The sequence below is a fragment of the Dyadobacter alkalitolerans DSM 23607 genome (assembly GCF_000428845.1).
In the GTDB taxonomy this organism is placed as follows: Bacteria; Bacteroidota; Bacteroidia; order Cytophagales; family Spirosomataceae; genus Dyadobacter; species Dyadobacter alkalitolerans.
This window is the reverse complement of sequence record NZ_AUAS01000008.1, coordinates 139,926-161,489: the sequence shown is the minus strand read 5'-3', so window position 1 is coordinate 161,489 and position 21,564 is coordinate 139,926. Positions and strand designations below refer to the sequence as shown.

General features: G+C 47.1%; 14 protein-coding genes. 10 read left to right on the top strand and 4 right to left on the bottom strand.

Annotated elements, in window-relative coordinates:
- Window positions 1-45 precede the first annotated feature (45 nt).
- On the bottom strand, window positions 46-5,442 hold the full coding sequence (locus G395_RS0117320; RefSeq protein ID WP_026631213.1) for a S8 family serine peptidase: 5,397 nt from the start codon (window positions 5,440-5,442) through the stop codon (window positions 46-48).
- A 282-nt stretch (window positions 5,443-5,724) separates the two neighbouring features.
- Between G395_RS0117320 and G395_RS0117315 the strand changes: the two genes are divergently transcribed.
- Complete coding sequence (locus G395_RS0117315) at window positions 5,725-6,498, top strand: shikimate dehydrogenase family protein (protein WP_026631212.1); 774 nt, start codon at window positions 5,725-5,727, stop codon at window positions 6,496-6,498.
- Here the strand turns inward: G395_RS0117315 and ribD are convergent.
- On the bottom strand, window positions 6,495-7,562 hold the full coding sequence (gene ribD / locus G395_RS0117310) for a bifunctional diaminohydroxyphosphoribosylaminopyrimidine deaminase/5-amino-6-(5-phosphoribosylamino)uracil reductase RibD (protein WP_026631211.1): 1,068 nt from the start codon (window positions 7,560-7,562) through the stop codon (window positions 6,495-6,497). The two genes, G395_RS0117315 and ribD, sit on opposite strands and share 4 nt — an antisense overlap.
- A 92-nt stretch (window positions 7,563-7,654) precedes the next feature.
- Here ribD and prmC point away from each other — a divergent pair, with 92 nt between their 5' ends.
- Both prmC and G395_RS0117300 read left to right on the top strand, forming a co-directional pair.
- Window positions 7,655-8,515 carry a peptide chain release factor N(5)-glutamine methyltransferase gene (gene prmC, locus G395_RS0117305; protein WP_026631210.1) on the top strand — a complete coding sequence of 287 codons (861 nt, stop codon included), beginning with the start codon at window positions 7,655-7,657 and terminating at the stop codon, window positions 8,513-8,515.
- A gap of 167 nt (window positions 8,516-8,682) precedes the next feature.
- Window positions 8,683-9,636 (top strand): AAA family ATPase, encoded by a 954-nt coding sequence (locus tag G395_RS0117300; RefSeq protein ID WP_026631209.1) that lies wholly within the window; start codon window positions 8,683-8,685, stop codon window positions 9,634-9,636.
- On the opposite strand, the gene yidD is transcribed toward G395_RS0117300, so the two are convergent.
- Window positions 9,633-9,842 (bottom strand): membrane protein insertion efficiency factor YidD, encoded by a 210-nt coding sequence (gene yidD, locus G395_RS0117295; protein WP_026631208.1) that lies wholly within the window; start codon window positions 9,840-9,842, stop codon window positions 9,633-9,635. The genes G395_RS0117300 and yidD overlap by 4 nt on opposite strands.
- 50 nt (window positions 9,843-9,892) lie before the next feature.
- Between yidD and lgt the strand changes: the two genes are divergently transcribed.
- Window positions 9,893-10,723 carry a prolipoprotein diacylglyceryl transferase gene (gene lgt, locus G395_RS0117290; RefSeq protein WP_026631207.1) on the top strand — a complete coding sequence of 277 codons (831 nt, stop codon included), beginning with the start codon at window positions 9,893-9,895 and terminating at the stop codon, window positions 10,721-10,723.
- Window positions 10,724-10,752: 29 nt separating this feature from the next.
- Entirely contained in the window at window positions 10,753-11,385 is a 633-nt protein-coding gene (locus tag G395_RS0117285; protein WP_026631206.1) for a hypothetical protein, read from the top strand.
- Between the two features lie 52 nt (window positions 11,386-11,437).
- On the opposite strand, the gene G395_RS0117280 is transcribed toward G395_RS0117285, so the two are convergent.
- Complete coding sequence (locus tag G395_RS0117280) at window positions 11,438-11,980, bottom strand: RNA polymerase sigma factor (protein WP_026631205.1); 543 nt, start codon at window positions 11,978-11,980, stop codon at window positions 11,438-11,440.
- A 548-nt stretch (window positions 11,981-12,528) separates the two neighbouring features.
- On the opposite strand from G395_RS0117280, the gene G395_RS0117275 reads away from it, so the two are divergent.
- From G395_RS0117275 to G395_RS0117255, 5 genes are all read left to right on the top strand, one after another.
- On the top strand, window positions 12,529-14,454 hold the full coding sequence (locus G395_RS0117275; protein WP_026631204.1) for a PfkB family carbohydrate kinase: 1,926 nt from the start codon (window positions 12,529-12,531) through the stop codon (window positions 14,452-14,454).
- A complete protein-coding gene (locus G395_RS0117270; protein WP_026631203.1) occupies window positions 14,451-16,706 on the top strand; it encodes a ligand-binding sensor domain-containing protein in 2,256 nt (751 codons plus the stop codon). The genes G395_RS0117275 and G395_RS0117270 overlap by 4 nt, the downstream gene beginning before the upstream one ends.
- 5 nt (window positions 16,707-16,711) lie before the next feature.
- Window positions 16,712-17,881, top strand: coding sequence for a sialidase family protein (locus G395_RS0117265; RefSeq protein WP_035361624.1), 1,170 nt, complete (start codon window positions 16,712-16,714; stop codon window positions 17,879-17,881).
- Between the two features lie 71 nt (window positions 17,882-17,952).
- Window positions 17,953-20,181: a ligand-binding sensor domain-containing protein gene (locus G395_RS0117260; RefSeq protein ID WP_035361622.1), complete on the top strand. Its 2,229-nt coding sequence runs from the start codon at window positions 17,953-17,955 to the stop codon at window positions 20,179-20,181.
- A gap of 49 nt (window positions 20,182-20,230) precedes the next feature.
- A complete protein-coding gene (locus G395_RS0117255; protein ID WP_026631200.1) occupies window positions 20,231-21,562 on the top strand; it encodes a DUF3748 domain-containing protein in 1,332 nt (443 codons plus the stop codon).
- Window positions 21,563-21,564: the final 2 nt, after the last annotated feature.

Below are 21,564 nucleotides of genomic sequence, written 5' to 3'. Positions count from 1 at the left end.
CATGGCAATCATTAAGAAAAACACTTTTGCGCAAATTTAACCGCTTTAATGCTTCAAAACATGAAAGATCTGCTTTTCCTTTCCACTCACCACTTCCAGTAAATAAGTCCCGGAACCATATTCCGCGCCGGTAAGGTCCATTTTATGCTTTTGGACAAAACCCGTTGCTGCCGATTTTGAGCTTTGGTACATACGGCCGCCGTTGTCATATACATTCACGGTCACCTCCGCACCCATATTGGCCTGATAAGTGACATAAAACATACCTGTGGAAGGATTTGGGTAAACCTGCCAGGATGGTTTATCATCAAAAAACACAGGTCTAACGCTCGAATACTGGTAACTTTTGTCCGTGTCCACCATTTTTACACGATAATAAAGCACACCCGTTTGGGATGAACGCTTGTCTGTAAATGCATAACGCTGTGTCACGTTCAAACCGCCGCGGGATATCATTTCACCCAATTTCACGAATTGATTCTGGCGGTAGGCGTCATTTCCAGCTGCTACTTCAATCTCGAAATGGTCAAAGTTTTCTTCGGAAGTAGTCTCCCATTCGAGCAAAACCGATTTATCACCATCGGCATCTTTTTTCCTGGCCGAGAAGCTGATCAGCGAAACAGGCAATGCTTCACCGGAACCGATGAAGTTTTTGGCAAGCCAGAATTCAGAGAATATTTTTACCTTCATCTCAGCATAATAACCTCTGTCATAAGGCACTTTCTTAACATTAGCCGATGGGTGAAAAGTCCATCCGATACCCAAACTGTTATCAATGTTACCATCCTCTTTGGACAGGTCCGTGCTCTTAAACTTCGAAATTCCCAACTCATAAGCATTGGCCGGCTTGTCACAGGTGTTACAGCCCGTTGCATTTACCAATGCCAGCGTCTCACTTTCCAGGAAATAAAGCCTTACCACGGCCGAATCAGCCAGATTGGAATTTTGCGGTTTGATTGTAAAATTTTTATCCAGATAATAATTACTATTAGCCTGTCTGACGCCCGAAGTGTTCACATAAACCTGCACATCCGTATTGCCGATATTTTGCCCATTGGCATTAACCGACGCCACAAGCTTATTGTTTTTCAGAAAATGCACCCAATTATTGGAGGCGGGAACATTTTGCGTAATGGGTGAACCCGTGCTTGCTTCGTCATAAATACCATTGGCCTGGTCATAAATATGGATGTCGTCCAAAGCGATGCCTTCCCTGTTATTGAAATTATCGGCACTGAAAACAAAGCGTATCTTCAAACTGGCAAACCCCGTGGGCAACGGAATGGTGGCCACGTGCCATCTTACAAAATCCTGGATGCTCCAGGACCCTTTTCCGGAGTATGTTTTGTTATACCAACTTGTGCCCTGCCCCTGAATCCCCAGCCTCGCCCATGCGCCGCCATCACCCGAATATTCCAGGTAAGCAATGTCGCACGGCACGGGGTCACAAACTTCCATATCGAGCGCCACGCTGAAACTCAATGTGGGTGCATTCAGCCCGGTAACATTGAAGCAGGGTGATATCAGATAAGATTCTTCCCGGTCGTTGTTGGTGCCTGCAAGGTTGGTTTTCCAAATATTCTTCCCGCTGGGAGCCGTGTTTATTTGCGTAGAAACAGGCTTTCCGTGCTGCCAGGAGCTGTTTACTCCTTTGGTATACCAATGGCCGTCATTGCTTTCAAAATTTTCGAGATAAGGATAAGCGCTGATCACCGGCGCGTTATGGATTTTCACCGTCAGCGTATCATTCAACCGGTAACTATCCGTATCCAGACCAGCCCAAACCTTGATCACATGCCAGCCGTAAGCTGACAAATCTACTTTATCATTGAAAGTATAGTCGATGGTAGTCCGCTTGGCTAGCGAAGCAATGGTATCGCTGATAATGGAACCATCGTTCAGTTGCAGGTAAACCGGAATGTTGGTAATGTTCCTCGCTGAGCTGTTGCGAATTTGTGCAACAATCTGTTCAGCATTGCCTAGGCCGCAATTCTCAGCTGCCGGCTGGGTAACAGCCAATGTTTGAATGTCGTCCGTAACCACATAAAGCATAATGTCATCAAATGAATAACCCGCCCCGGTCATGTAATCGGCAGCGATGATCTTGCCCCACTGGCCCCAGCGGACCTGAAAACTGGATGAGAAATTTTTGTTATTCAAAGCCAGCAGTTTGCTGAGCTCGATGCCCTGCGGCATTTTATAGCCGTCCTGGGGAGAATTTTGGTTTGCAAACAGGTCATAAGCTTCAATCCAGGGATCGCTGTCTGCTCCACGAATCCAGACGCGGTTGTTGGCATTGGTCTTTTGTCCGTGATTTTTGTATTTAAAATTCAACCTTACATCCACATCTTCTACATCAAAAGCGGCCATATTGAATGTTCCGTCCAGATAGCTGATGTTTCCTGCTGAAAAATAACGGTTCGCGTCGAGCGTCAACGCCCTTTGGCCCGAGGCGGCCATGCCGGTGTTCAGAAACGTCCTCAAACGTCCGGCCGTGGTGGAAGAACTGAAATCATATCTGCCGTCACCAGTGAGCCCCGTCTGACTTTTCACCCAGGTCTGAATGGGCAGGTTTTCAATGTCATCCAAAAAAGGCAAAGCGATCTGATCATTGGGCAGCTGCCTGAAACTTTTGGTAAGCGTATCGTTAGCTGAAATTAGATCAGGCTGACCGTGGATAAAAACCTGCAAATTATAATCACGTACCTGGCTCAAATCAGCGCCGATGCTGAATGTATGGTCATATGTTTGTCCTTTTTCGATAAAAGGCGATATAGTCTGCGGCGGGATCGCCTGCCCGTCCAGGACATAACCCACCTCAACAGGCCCGTTGAAATCCACATCATCCAGGTTTTTGATCCTTATCTTCACAAAAATCGTATTACCAAGCTCCGAAGAGGTGTTTTTCCGCCCGGAACCAGCGGGTGTCAGTATGGATTCAATTTTCAGGTCGTTGTCGGAAATCGTACCGGCACAGGTTCCGCTATCCGGCCTTCTCGAAATGGCAAGGCCTCTTCTGCCCGGATGCCCGTTGATGCGCGCCCGGACGGACATGGTATAAGTAGAATCTTTCAACATTCCGCTCAGCACATACTTGTTTTGTGTCGTGGTGCCCACAGGCATCATTTCTTCGCCTTTCAAAAGCATTATTTCGTAGTCCGTTGCGCCAGGGACGGCGGTCCAGTCGAGGGAGATGTAACCCTCACATTGCAGGCTGGATAAAGTCAGGGCCGGAATGCCGACAATGGTAAAAGCTTCGGTGCTGCTTTCGCCAACCACATTGTTATTTTTCTTGTGAATGACCTTGATTTTGGCCTGATCCGTGATCGTCCCAGCGGGGATGGTCCAGGTTGTCTGCCTTATTGCAGCAGCGAGATTCACGGCAATATTTGTCCATGAACCACCATTATTGGTTGAATACTGAACTGTATAAGTGCTTTGCTGATCCGTAGGAGCATTCCAGCTGATGATCAGGGCATCCCCGTCTTTCAATCGCTCATTACCGAGCGGGTAGGTGATGGCGGTTGCGGCAGGAATGAAATCGTAAACGACGAAATACTCCTGAGAAGGGTTCTGCGGAACGGCGTGGCCATTGACCGAGATTGTGTAATTCCCCGCAGCAGGATTATTAATGGTAACCTGCTCCACATTATTGACATGGTCGGCACCGGTCGTCGCCGTTGCATTTACTTTTGATGGCGTAGGATCGAGCAGCCTGGGAAGTGCCGGATTGTTTGATGGATCTAATACCTTCAAATCCAGGTCATTGACCAGGTTTTGAGTGGAAAGCACTGCCGCTGCCGGATCATTATAATACAGCATTACTTTCAACTGCGCCGTACCTGCCGGGACCTGAATGCTATGCGTCGCAGTCTGCTGATGTTCAACCGCCCCGCTGACGTAACTTTTATCTTCCAGCATTTTCACAGACCGCGAAAGATCCATCCAGCCAAAGCCATATTTATAATCCGGGCCTTCATTTCCCCTGTCCGTTGCGCCATTGCAGATCAGCGCTTTCATCAATGCATTTTTAGGATTGGCACCGCCGTTAACCTGGCGAAACCGCTCGTAAAGCAACGCCAGACCACCCGAAATCGCCGGGCTCGACATACTCGTTCCGCTGCCATTGGTATAAAGGTTGGTGGGAATCGTCGACCGCACCGATGAGCCTAATGCCACAATTTCCGGCTTGATGCGCCCGTCACGCACGGGCCCCACGCTTGAATTGCTGGCGATCGCTCCCCCATCGGTCGTATTGCCTACACTGATCACGTTTTTGGCAGTCTGATAACCGCTGATGACATTGCCGAAACCCAGTGGATACGGAGAGCACGTGCCTCCACCGCTGTTACCAGCCGAAAAAACGTGTTGAAGATTAGGCAATTGAAATGCCTGTTCGTCTAGAATGCGCGAATAGAGATCGTAAATGCCGTAGGTTTCACAATTGTTTATCTCACCACCGTAAGAATTATTAGTCACAACCATTCCAAAATCACTCACATACTGCGGCGAATAGGCAATGATATTGGAGAAACTTTGCGAAACAATGGTCGCTTTGGGCGCATAACCTGCATAAAGCTCGTTCATAATGCCTGCCCCGGCCATGGTTCCCATGGTATGCATGCCATGCTGCCCCGCTTCAATGGCCGCCCGGTTAATAATGCGGTTATTGAAATCAATGTGCAGCATAGGATTGGCATCATCACCATGCCCAAGGACAACACCCTTTCCTGTCAGCTTACGGCCATTGGGTAATGTTGAATGCAGCAAACCGGCACGCCCATTTACAAGGCTCCGGTTGTTAAATGCTTTATCCTGAGCTGGTGCGGCTTGCACATACTGGACAAATGGCTGTCCGGCAAGCTCCTTAACGCGGTTATCCGGAATACGTAAGGCAATAACCTGATAATCTTTATATTGATCCGAAATAATCTCAAAACCCTTTGCCTTCAACTGGCTGCTGATTTCCTGGTAAGTAAAAGATCGGGGATAATTAATCCAGACGTCTACCGTGCCCGGTAACCTGACTGCGTGAACAGGGAGCTGCCCTTTGGCAAGCACTGGCTGCATTTTTTGTTCAGGAGTTAATTCAAAAATGGCCCGTCCGTGCATACGCGCCAGCGCACTTTTATCCGAATTGCCGGCGACTGTTGCTGTGTAAGCATTGTTCGGAATGTAATCCAGCAACTCAATACCCTGCTTTTTGAGCTCATCCCGTTCCGCATTGTTCGGAATGGATTCAAACTGGATCACCACGAAAGTGCGCGAACCATCTGCCGTCGTTCTGAGATTGGCACCTTGCTTGTTGGCGCTGATATTTTTTTCGGGAGTGAATGACCCGCTATTTAAAAAGACCTTATAGTCCTTACCGTTCTGGGCGGTAACTGATAGGGAGGTTAATGCTAAAAACGATAGTGTGTGGTAAAGTTTCTTCCATTCCATAACATTTTATAAATAAGTACAACAGGTAATTCTAGTGTAAATATGCTCGATTTACAAATTAATTCTAGCATTGTTTAACTAGTTGCCAACACTATGAATCAACTAGCTGATATTTAGATTAATAACTCGTTCAATTGACCCAATTTGAGCTTCTTATTTGTTGTGAATACTCAGCTCACATTTCGCAGGTCACATTAATTTTGTATTTGCCTGACCACTGGGTTAACTTCGCAATTTATTTTCCACGTTATTTTTGCGTTGCCACCAGCGCGCACAGACTCTATGAACCTATACGGCCTGATCGGATTTCCCCTGACCCACTCTTTTTCAAAGCGCTATTTCACCGACAAGTTTCTCCGCGAGAAGATTAGGGAAAGCAGCTACGAACTGTTTGAAATGAGCTCACTGGAAGGATTGCCGGCTTTATTAAAAAAGAAGACGGATCTGAAAGGTTTGAATGTGACTATTCCCTTCAAAACAGAGGTAATCTCCTATCTGGATGATCTGGACGATGCCTCTGCGGAGCGCATCGGAGCGGTTAACACCATCAAAATATATGCCGACGGCAGCACAAAAGGTTTCAATACAGACTATTACGGCTTCCGCCAGTCGCTGGAAGAATGGATGGACAAGCGGGGTGAAAAGTGCAGCAATTTCAGTGCATTGGTGCTAGGAAATGGCGGAGCTGCCAAAGCGGTTCAGGTTGCTTTGCAGGATATGCATATGGATTATAAGCTGGTTTCCCGCCAGAAAAGTGATGACTCCATCATGTATGAGGAATTGACGGAAGAAGTCATGAATTCATTTTTATTGATCATCAACACAACGCCGCTGGGCATGTATCCGAAAATTGAGGAGTGCCCTAATATCCCTTATCAGTTCGTTACCAAAAAGCATTATCTATACGACCTGGTCTACAATCCTGCGGAAACATTGTTCCTGAAAAAAGGGGCTGAAAAGGGCGCAGCTGTTCAGAATGGCCTGAAAATGCTGGAACTGCAAGCAGAAAAAGCCTGGGAGATCTGGACGCAGGAGGAAAACTTGTGGAGCGTTTAAATGCGGGAATAATAAGTCCAGAGATCTTTTTCGACTTTTTCGGACGATGTAAGAATGCCGGTTGCAACAGGGGCTTTTACACCATAACCAATAACCGCCGGGCCCTGGCAACGGCGAATCTCGTCCCATAAGCCAGCCTGCAAAAACGCATTGATCACTGCTGCACCGCCTTCGACGAAGACGGACTGAATTTTCCTGGCTAACAGGCTTTTGAGCATTTGTCCGATCTCGTCTGCACCTGGGTTTACTTTTAAATAACTAATATTCAAACTGGACGAATAACGCTCTGGCGAATCCGGCGAGCTGCTCTCCTGCAAATAATTAACAACAATCGTCGGCTGTATTTTGCTAAACACATTCAATGTCTGCGGAAGCTGCAAGTGTCTGTCCAGCACAACGCGCACCGGATCACGGCCTTCCCAGTTGCGCACATTCAGCCGGGGATTGTCCATTAATGCGGTTTTATAACCTACCAAAATTGCGTCTTCCTCCGTCCGCCATTGATGCACACGCATGTTTGAAAGCGTTCCGCTGATCCGCAGCGCCCCGCCCGTTTCCGGTCCCAGAAATCCGTCCGCCGTTTCGGCCCATTTCAGGACTACAAAAGGCCTTTTTTGCTCCATAGCAGTGAAAAACCGCTTATTAAGTGCCAAACCTTCCGCCGCCAGCACGCCGATTTCAACCTCAATCCCAGCATCCAGCATACGCGAAATGCCTCTTCCGGACACCAGTGGGTTAGGATCATTATTACAAATGACCACTTTTTTGAGTTGCTTACTAATGATCAGATCCGCGCAGGGAGGGGTTTTGCCCGTATGTGAGCAAGGTTCCAATGTAACATAGGCAGTGGATGCCGGCAGCAAATGCGCATTTCCTTTCAATTCCGCATTGTTAACAGCCCAAACTTCCGCATGCGGACCGCCATACTGCCGGTGCCAGCCCTCTCCTATGATGTTGCCTTCATGGACGATCACGCACCCCACCATCGGGTTAGGACTTACACTTCCCCGACCGTTGCCGGCAAGCTGCAAAGCCCGTCTCATCCATTGAATATCTGCGTCCATCCGGCAAAAATACAAACCTCCTTTTAAACTCAACTTTCGTGAGTTCCTATTATTTGCTAACTTTCCGACATTGGAATAAAAAACACCAGAAAATGACTTCGGCACGTCAGTTATATCAATATATACTAAAAGGCATTACAGTTTATCCCGAAAAAGAAGCGCAGGCAATCGCTTTTATGTTGCTCGAACATTATATGCGGCTTCGCAATATTGATGTACTCGTGGACAGACCGGTTCCTGAAAACACGGCACAGCCGGATTGGGATACGATTATCGCGCGGTTGAATGACAATGAACCTGTTCAGCATATCATCGGATCCACCGAGTTTTGCGGACTCGAATTCCGCGTTTCATCCTCCGTACTGATCCCGCGCCCTGAAACGGAAGAGCTGGTAAGAATGGTCACCCGCGATTACGCAGAACCTGACAAAAATATTTCTATCCTGGACATTGGAACCGGCAGTGGCTGCATTGCCATTGTGCTCGCACGTTTCCTGCCACACGTTTCGGTACACGCCTGGGATGTTTCGGACGAAGCCCTTGAAGTTGCCCGCGAAAATGCGCGTCAGCTCATTGCAGATGTAACGTTTGCCAAGCAGGATATGCTTAATGTCACGTTCCCGCTCCCCGGCAACATTATCCAATTTGACTGCCTCGTGAGTAACCCGCCATATGTAACTTATTCCGAGCAAGAACACATGCGCCCGAATGTCCTCCGCTTTGAACCCCATGAAGCATTGTTCGTGGAAGACAGCGACCCATTGCTGTTTTACAAAGCCATCGCAGATTTTGGCATACACCATTTAAAACCCGAAGGAAAGTGTTACGTAGAGATCAACGAGCACTTTGGAGCTGGAACCAAGCAGGTTTTTGAGGAAAGACATTACAAGAACGTTGAAATTCTGCGCGACATCCACGGAAAAGACCGCTTCGTAAGGGCGATCTGGAAGTAAACATCCGCCTTTGGCCCCCGGCCCCTGAAGGGGTGTCTAGCGTATCGGTAGTCACCCCTTCAGGGGCCCGGGGGCCAAAGGAAAACCGCCAAGAACCAAAACCGCCAAAACACCCCTTCAGGGGCCGGGGGCCAAAGGAAAACCGCCAACATATAGACCAATCATCAATGTATATAGAGAAAATAAAGGATGTGCTGAATGAGATGGGTAAGGTGGTTGTAGGGCAGGATAAATTGCTCAACAGGCTCCTGATAGGCCTTTTCACCGGCGGCCACATTCTGCTGGAAGGCGTGCCGGGACTAGCCAAAACATTGACAATCAACGTAATGGCAAAGGTGCTGCACCTTGATTTTAAAAGGATCCAGTTTACGCCCGACCTGTTGCCCGCCGATTTGATCGGGACAATGATTTATAAGCCTAAGATTGGGGATTATGAGGTTAAAAAGGGGCCTATTTTTTCAAATATCATTCTTGCCGACGAGGTGAACCGCTCTCCTGCCAAGGTGCAGTCTGCTTTGCTGGAAGCGATGCAGGAAAAACAGGTGACGATCGGGGATGAAACTTATCTGCTCGACCGGCCATTTGTGGTGCTCGCCACGCAGAACCCTGTGGAGCAGGAAGGAACATATCCGCTTCCGGAAGCGCAAATCGACCGTTTTATGATGAAAGTCTACGTCGATTATCTTGAAAAGGACAAAGAACTGGAAGTAATGCGCCGCATGTCGGACATTAACTATGACTACCAGATCAAACCGATCCTGAACAAAGAGGATATTTTCGCGATTCGGAACAATGTCAACAAAGTGAACATTTCGGAAACGCTTGAAAAATACATTATCGAGCTGGTCTTCGCCACCCGCAGACCGCTGGATTACGGGCTTCGTGATGAGGCGCGTTACATCCAGTTTGGCGTTTCGCCACGCGCAACCATTTATCTGAACCGCGCGGCAAAAGCGCTAGCATATCTGGAAGGACGCGATTATGTGTTGCCGGAAGACATTAAGGAGCTTGCACCCGACATTATGAACCACCGGATTTTACTCAACTACGAAGCAGAAGCAGACGGCGTAAGAACAATGGCGATCATTGATTCCATTCTGCGGAAAGTGGCGATTGGTTAAGGAACCGGATCATGTCCGTGACCGCCCCACGGATGACATCTTGAAAACCGTTTTAAGCCCAACCAGGTGCCTTTTAAAACGCCATGCTTGCTGATTGCCTCGATCATATACTGCGAACAAGTGGGCGTATACCGACAAGAATTAGGCAGGTAAGGAGACAGCACACCCTGGTAAATCCGAACCAGCCCGATGAGTAAAAATTTCATTTCGCTTCTTGTGTCAAAGTAGTATATTTGGCAATTAACATCATAAAAGCATGATTTCGTATATAATATGGAATGTCAGTCCTGAAATTTTCACTATTCCTCAAATTGGTGATTTTGGACCATTTCCTGTACGCTGGTATGGCCTCCTCTTCGCCGCCGGCTTCCTCGTTGGACAACAAGTAATGATCCATGTTTTCAAGAAAGAAGGAAAACCGCTGGAAGATATTGATTCGCTCACATTATATATGGTGCTGTCCACGGTCATCGGAGCGCGCCTCGGCCATTTTATATTTTACGAGCCAGAAGTTCTTTTCAAAAAACCGCTTGAAGTAATTCTTCCTCCCTATGCCGGTCTGGCGAGCCATGGAGCCATTATCGGGATCATAACAGGTCTTTGGCTTTATTCCCGATCAAGAACCGCAACCGGGCAAACGTTTTTATGGGTTGCCGACAGGATGGTGATAGTGATCGCACTGGCTGGCGCATTCATCCGTTTTGGAAATTTAATGAACTCCGAAATCGTGGGTAAGCCTACCGATGTTCCTTGGAGTTTTGTTTTTGTTCAAAACACCGAATTCCGTCAGATTCCCCGCCACGCCGCCCAGCTTTATGAGTCCATTTCGTGTTTTATACTCTTCTTTATCCTGCTTTGGATATGGAACAAATACAAGGCAGCGACGCCGCGTGGCTTAATGGTCGGGATTTTCTTCGTTTGGGTCTTCACCTTACGTTTCCTATACGAATTCCTGAAAGAAAACCAGGAAGCATTCGAAGCCAATTATCTGCTGAATATGGGTCAGATTCTGAGTATACCAGCCGTATTACTTGGTTTATATTTTATTTACCAGTCGAGAAAATCAACGCATCAACTGGCCGGATAATTTAATATTGAATTTAAAAACCCGTCAAGATGAAAACATCGTTTATGCTGTCGTTGGTGCTTGCGTCTGCCATGCTTTTGAGCAGCTGCGGAGGGAAGCAGGAAGATAAAGAAGGGGCCGAGCAGGAAGGCGCTGAGCAGGAGGCTGATAAATCCGCTGTCGATGCATTGGAGGCATTTGCCGATAAAGCAAAAGAAATGGGAAGCCGCGAAGCCGTTGACCCGATCGACTTTCGGAAACTGAAAGAGCTCATGCCTGAAAAAATTGCCGGCATGTCCCGCACGGAAGCCACCGGCGAAAAATCAGGAGCGATGGGTTTCACTGTTTCTACGGCAAGCGCCAAATACAAAGGTGAAGGCGACGAAAATCTGAACATTGAAATTGTCGATACGGGAGGCATTGCCGGTGTATCGACCATGGCACTTGCAGGCTGGTCGATGGCCGAAATTGATAAAGAAACGACCACCGGATACGAAAAAACAACAAAAATCGAGGGATATAAAGCGTTCGAGAAATACGACAACGAAGGCAAATCCGGGGAAGTGAATGTGCTCGTAGCCGATCGCTTCGTCGTCAATGTGCAGGGCGACCACATTACGGTGGATCAGCTTAAAGACGCACTAAAAGATCTGGATCTCGCCAAATTAGGCAATTTGAAATAAAAAAAGCAGAAGCAATCGCGCTTCTGCTTTTTTTATGACCGTTTGAAAAGCTTTAATACGCTGTCGCAAAATCCACCTTTTCTCTCAGGATCTGCTTCGCCTTAACCAGCTGGTTTTTCACTGTATTTTTAGAGATCCTAAGAAACTCAGCGATCTCCTGATAAGATTTCCCTTCTTCAATATTCAGCTTTAAAATTTGCCTTCTTTTCACCGAAAGCGAATCCACAGCCGCTACAATCAGGCTGATCCTCCTTTCTCCTTCTTCCTTTTCGTCTTCATCCGCCATTCTGATGGCTTCCATGTAATTCTTACGTAACAGCTCGCTCTTTTCGATCTTCTTGAAATGATCAAAAGCCATATTCCGCAGGCAGGTAAACAGGTAAGAATTGAAGTTATACTCGGGCTTAATGTGATCTCTTTTCACCCAAATTTTAATAAAAACATCCTGAACCATGTTTTCCGCCTCTTCTTCATCTTTCAACAAAGACGTGGTAAAACGCAAAGCAGGAGCCTTATAATAATTGTAAAGTTCAGCAAAAGCCTGTTCGTCGCCTTGCGTTACTTTTCTCAGGATATTTTCGTCAGGGTAGGCCACGGTTGTAGAGTTTTATCGAATTATATATAGGGTTAGCACGTACATTCAATAGAGAAAATATTTCTTTTACAACTTTATTTCTTGATATAGTAACATGAACCATTATTAAAGATTACATCGTCACAAAATCGAAATAAAATTGACTATCAGGATATTTTCTAAAATTTCATTGGTCAAAACATTACCAAAGCAATTGTAAATTTTGCTTTTCTTCGATGCGGCAAAGTTTTATGTTGAGCGGCTTATTCGTAATTCTTTCATAAATCTACGCTTAGATTTTGAAATGCAAATCGCAAAATGCGTAAAAATATCTTCAATTTGCGCAATCCAGTTTTATTAATATTTAGTTAAACAAACAGCGATCAGCCGTTATATATACTCATTATCAGTCATTTCTTAGCAGAATCTACTATTAAAAACGGACTTTTTACGCAGGGAGCAAAAGAGCCGGTTAACAATTTTATAACATTTCAGCAAAATGCCGTGAGCGCCGATAGCCTGTCATTTGTGATCAGGAGTATTATATTCCAAAAGCCGAATCGTTATCCATGGACCAAAGCCGCATTCAACATATCATCGAAAAAATATCCTCAGTCAAAATCGCCGTCTATGGCGACTTCTGCCTCGATTCCTATTGGATTATGGATGAACGTGGATCGGAAGTTTCGATTGAAACCGGCTTGCAGGCCCAGGCCGTTACCAGACATTACTATACGCCGGGCGGCGCTGCCAATGTTGTAGCCAATTTATCCGCATTGAAACCCGCCGGGATCCGCGTGATCGGGACCATCGGAGACGATATGCAGGGCAGGGAATTGCGGTCGCAACTGGAAAATTTGGGAGCGGATACAAGTGCGCTATTTATTCAGAAGGAGCATTTCAGTACATATAGTTACCTGAAAAGGCTCGTTGACGGAAAGGAAGAACCCCGCATTGATTTCGGCGTATATAATGAACGCAGCGACGAAACGGATCGAAATCTCCTCGCAGCGATTGAACAGGCATCACAGGAATCGGATGCACTGATTTTTAATCAGCAAGTCACAGGAAGCATTAATAATGCACACTTTATAGATCAGGCTAACGCGCTCTTCGCGAAATACAGTGATAAGATCGTGATGCTCGATTCCAGGCATTTTAATGATCGCTTTGAAAACACGTTTCTCAAATGCAACGACCGGGAAATAGCGTCATTGAATGGTGAACTTGTAAATCCCGGCGATAATGTTCCGATCACGGAGGTAAAAAAATATGGTCGCGCGGTTTACGAAAAGTACAAAAAGCCGGTGTTTGTGACTTGCGGCGAACGCGGAATAATCGCATTCGATCAAACGGGTGCCCGGGAAGTCCACGGAATCCAGCTCAAAAGCAAGCTGGACACGGTTGGCGCAGGCGATACGGCCATCAGCGCCATCACGCTTTGCCTTGCAGCCGGTTTCCCTCCCGTTGAAGCCGCCACATTCGGCAATTTCGCGGCAGCCGTCACGGTTCAGAAACTGTACACCACCGGCACAGCCAATGCTCAGGAAATTCTCTCGGTAAGCCAGGATCCTGATTTTATCTATAATGCTGATCTGGCAGAAAACGAACGCAGTGCCGTGTTTTTGCAGGATACGGAAGTTGAACTGTGCGAACCAGGCGTGCTGGAAAAGCTGGGTCAGATCCGCTATGCTGTTTTCGATCACGATGGAACGATTAGCTCGCTGCGGCAGGGCTGGGAAGAAATTATGGAGCCGGTCATGATGAAGGCCATTCTAGGCGACCATTACGATACAATCGACGCCAATGCTTTCCATAAGGTTTTGGGCCAGGTAAAAGAGTTTATCCATAAAACGACTGGCATTCAGACGATTTACCAGATGGAAGGTTTGGTGAACCTTGTTCGGGAAGCGGGATATGTGCCTGAGCATGAGATTCTGGACAAATTCCAGTACAAAGCATTATATAATGATGGCTTAATGGAAATGGTCAACAAGCGGATGGAGAAGCTGGCTGCGGGAGAACTTGGACAGGAAGACTACACCATGAAAGGTGCCGTTGCCTTCTTGCAGGAGCTGAAAGAACAAGGTGTAACCATGTATCTCGCCAGCGGAACAGACGCCGAAGATGTTAAGCATGAAGCTGAAATGCTTGGCTATGCACATCTTTTCGACGGCGGTATTTATGGTGCATTGAAGGATTACACCAAGTTTTCCAAAAAAATGATCATCGAAAAGATCATTAAGGACAACAATCTTAACGGAAATGAACTGGCTGTTTTTGGTGACGGCCCGGACGAAATCCGTGAAGGCAGGCGCGCTGGCGGCATTGCGGTGGGCATTACCAGCAATGAAGTCCAGCGTTTCGGCCACAATCCGGCAAAACGGCCACGTCTCGTAAAAGCAGGTGCACATTTGCTCATTCCCGATTTTTCCCAATACAAAAAACTCATAACCCTCCTCTTTCAGGAAAATGTAAAATACGCCGACGCATGAACGGCCACGCGCAAAGACTTTTAAAAAATTGCCTTTTGCTGGTCTCCTTCGTACTGGCTGTTTCCTGTAAAAAGGAGCAGCCCGACAGATCCGCAAACGTCAGTTATCAAGATAAACCTTTTATTCAGGAATTTCATGAAGCATTTCCCGTAGGAAGCGGAAATGCAGAAAACGATGTAAGGAGCATTGCAGTTGACCAGGAATCTGCGATCTGGATCGCCACAGCAGCCGGCATTTTTCAAAAAAAGAAGGATAGCCGCGACTGGTCCAGCATTATCAGTGGAAACGACAACGGTCCCGCTTATGCCGTAGAATCAGACGCGAACAGCACAATGTGGCTCGGAACCTGGAACGGAGTATTCTCCTATAAAGCGGGCCGACTGGAAAAAGTAAGCGGACCACAAGGGCCTGTCTCGGCCATTTGTGCAGCAAAAGAAGGCGTATACGCATTGGGGCCGGGTGGTTTTTGGGTCAACGAAGGAAAAGGTTTCCAGAAAGTTAACGGCAACATTTCCAGATCCGTTCGGGATGTGATTTCAGATCAAAACAAGGGCTTATGGATTGCTACGGATGTGGGAATGTATCACTGGACAAAAACCGGTTTAAGCCATTACTATAAAACCGACGCATTAATCAGCGGTTATGCCAAAGGTCTGGCGCTGGATGGGAACAATAAACTTTGGATCGGTGGACTGGGTGGCATCACGATTCGTGGTCTGGATAAAAAAGAAAAAGAAATTAAACCCGAAAATGGCATTCCATCTGTCTACGTTACATCCGTCCGTTATGCGCCTGACAGCTCCATGTGGGTAGGCACGCAGGCAGGCATTGTACGTTTCAGGCCTGATGGCAGCCATTCGTTGCTGTTTTCCAGGCGCTGGTTAATGGATGACCAGATTAACAAAATCGCATTTGACAAGGAGGGAACGGCGTGGATCGCAACGCCAAAGGGTGTGAGCGCGATCCGGAAGAGAATGATGACATTGGCACAAAAAAGTGCCTTTTTCTACAATATATTAATGAAAAGGCACATGCGCGCACCCTGGATTGCCGGTCAGGCACATTTGCGGATTCCCGGCGATACAACTTCGTGGCAGCCCGATGATGATGATAATGACGGCGAATACACAGGAAATTACCTCGCCATGGAAAGCTTCAGATATGCTGCCACAAAAAGCCCGGAAGCAAAAGCCAATGCTGCGAAGGCATTTGGTTTCCTGAAATTATTGCAGGAAGTGACAGATACGGATGGCTTTTTCGCCAGAACTATTGTCCCATCGGATTGGGAAAACGTGCATGACGCCAACCGGACTTTTACTGAAAGAGAAAAAGCGGATGAACTCGTCAAAGAACCGCGCTTCAAGCCTGTGGAAGTACGCTGGCACAAATCCAGAGATGGAAAGTGGCTCTGGAAAGGTGATACAAGCAGCGATGAAATGTGCGGACATATGTTTGGCTATTATTTCTACTACACATTGGTCGCGGACGCAAACGAGAAAAAGGTCATAGCAGCGCATATTGCCAGGATTGTGGATCATTTAATGAAAAATAACCTGAATCTGACAGACGTCGACGGCACACATACACGCTGGTCCGTCTGGTCACCCGACAAGCTCAACCGAGATCCCGAATGGCTTCCCGACCGCAACCAGAATTCGATGGAATTGCTCGCTTTCATGACGCTGGCCTATCACGTAACTGGTAATAAAAAGTATGAAAATGAGTACATAAGGCTCATAAAGGATGAAAAATATCTTGAAAACATGGGAGAAGTCACGAACCAGAACCCCGCCTGGTTTATTTACTTTGACGTGGTTTTGCAAGCTTACCTTTATCCGATCTTGCTCAAATGCGAGAAAGATCCCGAGCGCCTGAATTTTTACAAAGCGCATTTAAACAAATGGTTTGAAAAACGAAAGGCAGACCATAACCCGCTCATTAACTTTATATATAGCTATTCATCCGGCCAGAAAGCAGAGCTGGATAACTCCATCGATTTCCTCGTCGATACGCCACTGGATTTAATCGACTGGCCAATTGACCATAGCAAAAGAGAAGACCTGAAAATTGTAAGAACGCCGGTTCTGGAAGATCAGCAGGTGGATGCATTGCAGCCCGCAAGTATCCGCATGACCGTGCGTTGGGATAAAAATCCCTGGACAATGGCTGGTGGCAACCCGCAAGTAGAACGGGAGCCGGTATTTTGGCTCCTGCCTTACTGGATGGGCCGTTATATAAACATGATCAAATGATTAGTATGAAAATATTCTTTCCTTTTTTGTTATCGCTGCTATCTGTAACAGCCACTTTTGCCCAAAACAGTGCCGTCAGACAGCAAATGCTCATTTTTCCACAACAAGAACAGCACGTTCATGGAAGCAGCATTGTGAGCTTACCGAATGGCGATTTTCTCGTTGCCTGGTTCCAGGGAAGCGGCGAGCGCACGGCGGACGATGTGCGCATCATGGGTTCAAGATTAAAAAAGGGAGCAAAAAATTGGAGCGAACCATTCCTGTTGGCCGATACGCCGCACATTCCCGATTGCAACCCGGTTCTGTTTCTGAATGCAAAGGGTAAGCTGTTCCTGGTTTGGATTGCCGTGCTGGCTAACCTGTGGGAACAGTCTATTTTAAGAACAAAAACGACAACCGATTATAACGGCGACGGCGCACCGAACTGGACCGGGCAGGACAATATTCTGCTAAAACCCGATGACAAATTTGCTGTCGAAGTCGCAAAAAAGTTTAAAGATCTTCCTGCAAATCACGCAGGATGGGCCGGGTACGCACCCAGATACGACGGCATGATCCAGGAGGCTGCAAAAGATCCTGTAAAACGGAGCATTGGCTGGATGACCCGGATCAAACCATTGCTAATGGAAAACGGAAGAATCGTACTGCCGCTCTACTCCGACGGCTATAACCTTTCCTTAACAGCCATTTCGGAAGATCACGGCGCAACCTGGCGCCCGGGCTTGCCCATTGTAGGCCGCGGCCCCATCCAGCCGGCATTGGGATTGAAAAAAAATGGTAATCTGGTCGCCTTCATGCGCGACAGCGGTGACCCGCCTACACGCGTACATTACAGCGAATCCTTAGACAATGGCGAAAGCTGGACAGCAACGCGAAAAACAGACATCCCTAACACCGCCAGTGTAGAATTCCTGGTTTTGAATGATGGTAAATGGGCTTTTCTGGGAAACGACATCGATGACGGACGTTACGAACTGACCCTCCGGATTTCCGCAGATGAAGGAAAAACCTGGAAACGCGGCTGGATCGAAAACGATAAATCCAAAAAAGGCGGCTACTCCTACCCTTCGCTCATTCAGACTGCCGATGGCCTGTTACACATGACCTATTCCTACCATCCGGAAAAAGGCAAAAAATCAATCAAATACGTCATCGTAGATCCGAAGTTATTATAGAGATCAGGCGGAAGGGGAAAGTCCGCTTCATGCCAACACAAAAAATACAATACTAAACCTATAAATAGTTAATGCTTAAAACGCCCAACCTCCGTTTCCTGCCCCTGATTTTCCTCTTGATGACATTATCCGTCGGCAAGAATTCCGCACAGACCGTCCATCAGGATAAGCCATTCAAACAGGATTACAGCATCAAATTCTACGCTAATGAGGGCATGAATTTGCAGCAGGTCATTGCCGACCGGAATGAGAATATGCAGATCCTGGGCAAGGATGGCTTGCTACACCCTGAAAACGGCCAGTTTTTATATCCGGGAAGCATTCGCGCAGATAATTCCTATCGGTTTATGAAGGACAAAAAGATCGCCGCAATCGCAAGCTACCAGGACCAGCATGTATATCTGACCGAATCCTTCATCCTCAGCAACGCCTGGGCCGGAACACTCCTTTCAAAACATACATTGCCCAAAGCCAGCATTTTTGCCGGCGGCAACAACATTGCATTCCTGATATCGGATGGCAAGTCGCTGCAATTGGCTCAGGATTCAAAGAACATCTGGAGCGGCAATCTGCCCGATGACGAGGTTTTGGACATTGTTTTCCAAAGCACAGGGAATCAGTTCTGGATACTGGGAAGGAAGTCGCTTTATAATCTTCCGGTTGGAAATAATGTGTTGACCAAGGCTTTTTCAGGGAACAACTTCACGGCTTTCGACCTCGCTAATAAAGAAAAGAACATTATAATCGGAACCAGCAATGGCTATCATGTTTTTGATATAACCTCAAAAAAACAAACCGGGACTATCCACAACAAGCTTCCGGTCAATAAGATAACAGCCGTGAAAGAGGTGAATAACCGCATCTGGTTTGGATCAGATGAAGGCGCATTTGCACTCCGGGCAGATAATAAGTTCGATTACTACTATGGTGAGCGCTGGCTGCCGGGCAACAAGGTCGTTGACATTGCAGAAGGGCCTAAAAATTCAGTTTTGATATTGACAAACAAAGGGTTAGGTCAGATCAATTTCAAATCCATGTCGCTTGAAGAAAAAGCTTTGCTGTTTGAAAAACAAGTAAGGCAGCGGCACATCAGAAACGGGTTTAATGCCTCACTGGTTAACATGGATCACGGAAATGTTGCAACGGGTTTTATGGAAGATTCTGATAATGACGGACTTTGGACCTCCATGTATCTGGGCGGCGAAATTTTCCGCTACGCCGTGACAAAAGATCCCGAAGCACTGAAAAATTGCAAGGAATCCCTGGACGCTTTGGAAAGATTGTACTCGGTAACCGGAATTCCCGGCTTTCCGGCGCGCTCTTTTGAGCGATCGGGGCACATTAAGGAGCTGAGTGACAGCGAGCGTTGGCAGCATTCTGCTGAAAAAGAATGGGATTGGAAATCGACCACCAGCAGCGATGAAGTGATCGGGCATGTGTTCGCATTCGGTGCCATGGCAGAGCTTGTCGATGATCCGTCTATGAAAAAACGGGCGGTTGCGCTGATTGACACGTTGATGTCGCACATCATTAAAAATGATTTATATCTGATAGATTTTGATGGAAAACCGACCATGTGGGGCAAATGGAACCCTGAGTATGTGAATGCTTTTCCAATCAATGTTGGGGACCGGAAGCTGAATTCTTCCAACATTGTGTCCATGCTGCAGACGGCTTATCATTTTACAAAAAAAGAAAAATACAAAGCCAAAGCGTTTGAATTGATGAACAAGCATGGCTATTTCGAGAACATGATGCGTTCCATGAAAGTGATCGGACAAGCCCCGGCAGACGCGGATGAGCACAGTAAGCACATGTCCGACGGCTGGAACCATTCCGATGATGAAATGTACTTTGTGGGTTACTGGGGCCTCTATCGCTACGCACTTAATGATACACTGAAAGTGAAATACAAGCAGCAGATCCTTGATCACTGGCAGGTTGAGCGTCCTGAAAAAGAAGGCGCCTGGAACATTTTCACAGCAATGACCGGAGTAAAAGATTTTGATCTGAAAGAAGCGGTCTGGTATTTACAGGAACACCCGCTCGACCTGATCGACTGGAACATTAAAAACAGCCACCGTAAAGACATTGAGTTGATCGAACCTAACTTCCGCCGGCAAACCACCAGGGAAGTGCTCCCGCCCGACGAGCGCCAGGTTCAGCGCCACAATGCCAACATGTTCAGCCTGGACCGGGAAGGCCGAAACGGTGACGGTGAGTATAGTGCGGGTGATATCTGGCTTTTGCCCTACTGGATGGGGCGTTATCTCGGGGTCATCAGCGCACCACAAAAATAGCTTCATGCAATTTCAACGTTATTTTCTAATCACAATAATGCTATTCTCAATGCTGTCTTGCCAAACAGAATCCTATCTGCAGGAGAAACAGGTTACCCAGGATTACGGTTGTCGTCACGATCTGGACAATAACGACAACTTTTCACCCGATGGGAAATGGCTGGTTTATGACACACGGACAGACAGCGGCGGCATTGCGGAATCAGCTAAGATTGAGAAAGTAAACATTGAAACAGGTGAGAAAAAGGTTTTGTTTGAAATAAAAAACAATCAAATATGGGGGCCGGGAGCGGGCGCAGTGAGTTATAGCCCGGTCGCGCAAGCCGTTGTTTTTATTCATGGCCTGGCTAATAGCACAAAGGAAAACCCATATCAGCAATGGCGCAGAACAGGCGTGATCATTGAAGACGCAAACCCGAACGTTCCGATTTATATGGACGCCCGGGATGTAACTTTTCCATTCACGCCCGGCGCATTACGCGGCGGCACGCACCGGCACGAATGGAGCGGCGACGGAAAATGGATCGGTTTTACTTATAATGATGCCATCCTGAAAGCCCTTGAAGATGCTACGGGACAAAAGCGAAACCTGCGAACAATAGGCGTTTCCGCAAAAATAAAGCCCGTAAATGTCGACAAAAATGAAGAAAACGTTTCCGGTGAGTGGTTCAGCGCATTGGTAGTTCGTGTTGTTCCAAATCCCGAACCAGGAAGCGATCAGATCAGCCATGCAGCAGGTGACAGCTGGGTTGGGACGAATGGTTATTTGTTAAAAAACGGCGAGAAGCAGCTTGCAAGAGCATTTATTGGTGTTGTAAAAAATAAAAGCAGCCAGGATGTGAACGAAGTATTTATCGTCGATATCCCCAACGACATTACGCAGCCCGGCGAACTTGGGCCATTGGAAGGAACAAGAGATGATTTCCCGATGCCTCCCAAAGGGGCAAGCCAAAGGAGACTGACATTCACTGCTGAAACCCAATTTCCAGGATGCACAGGCATTGTGCGCTCATCGCCGGACGGAACTTCGCTTGCCTATTTGGCAAAAGATAAAAATGGTGTTGAGCAGATCTTCCTGATCTCACCATTGGGCGGGGAGCCGCGTCAGCTTACTGCACACGGATCTAATGTTTCGGGGAACGTAAGATGGCGTCCGGACGGGAAAGCGGTGGGTTACATTCACGAGGGAAGCATTACAATTTGCAAAATTGGCAACGCGCCTTTTGAACAAAGATTCGGAAAAATCACGCAGCCTACCGATCCCTCGCCCTCTAATTTGGTATGGTCACCCGACGGTAAGACATTAGCATTCAATCGGTTGATACAAAATGAAGGAAAGCCTGCTTCTCAGCAGATTTTTGTCATTGAAGTGAAGATGTAGGG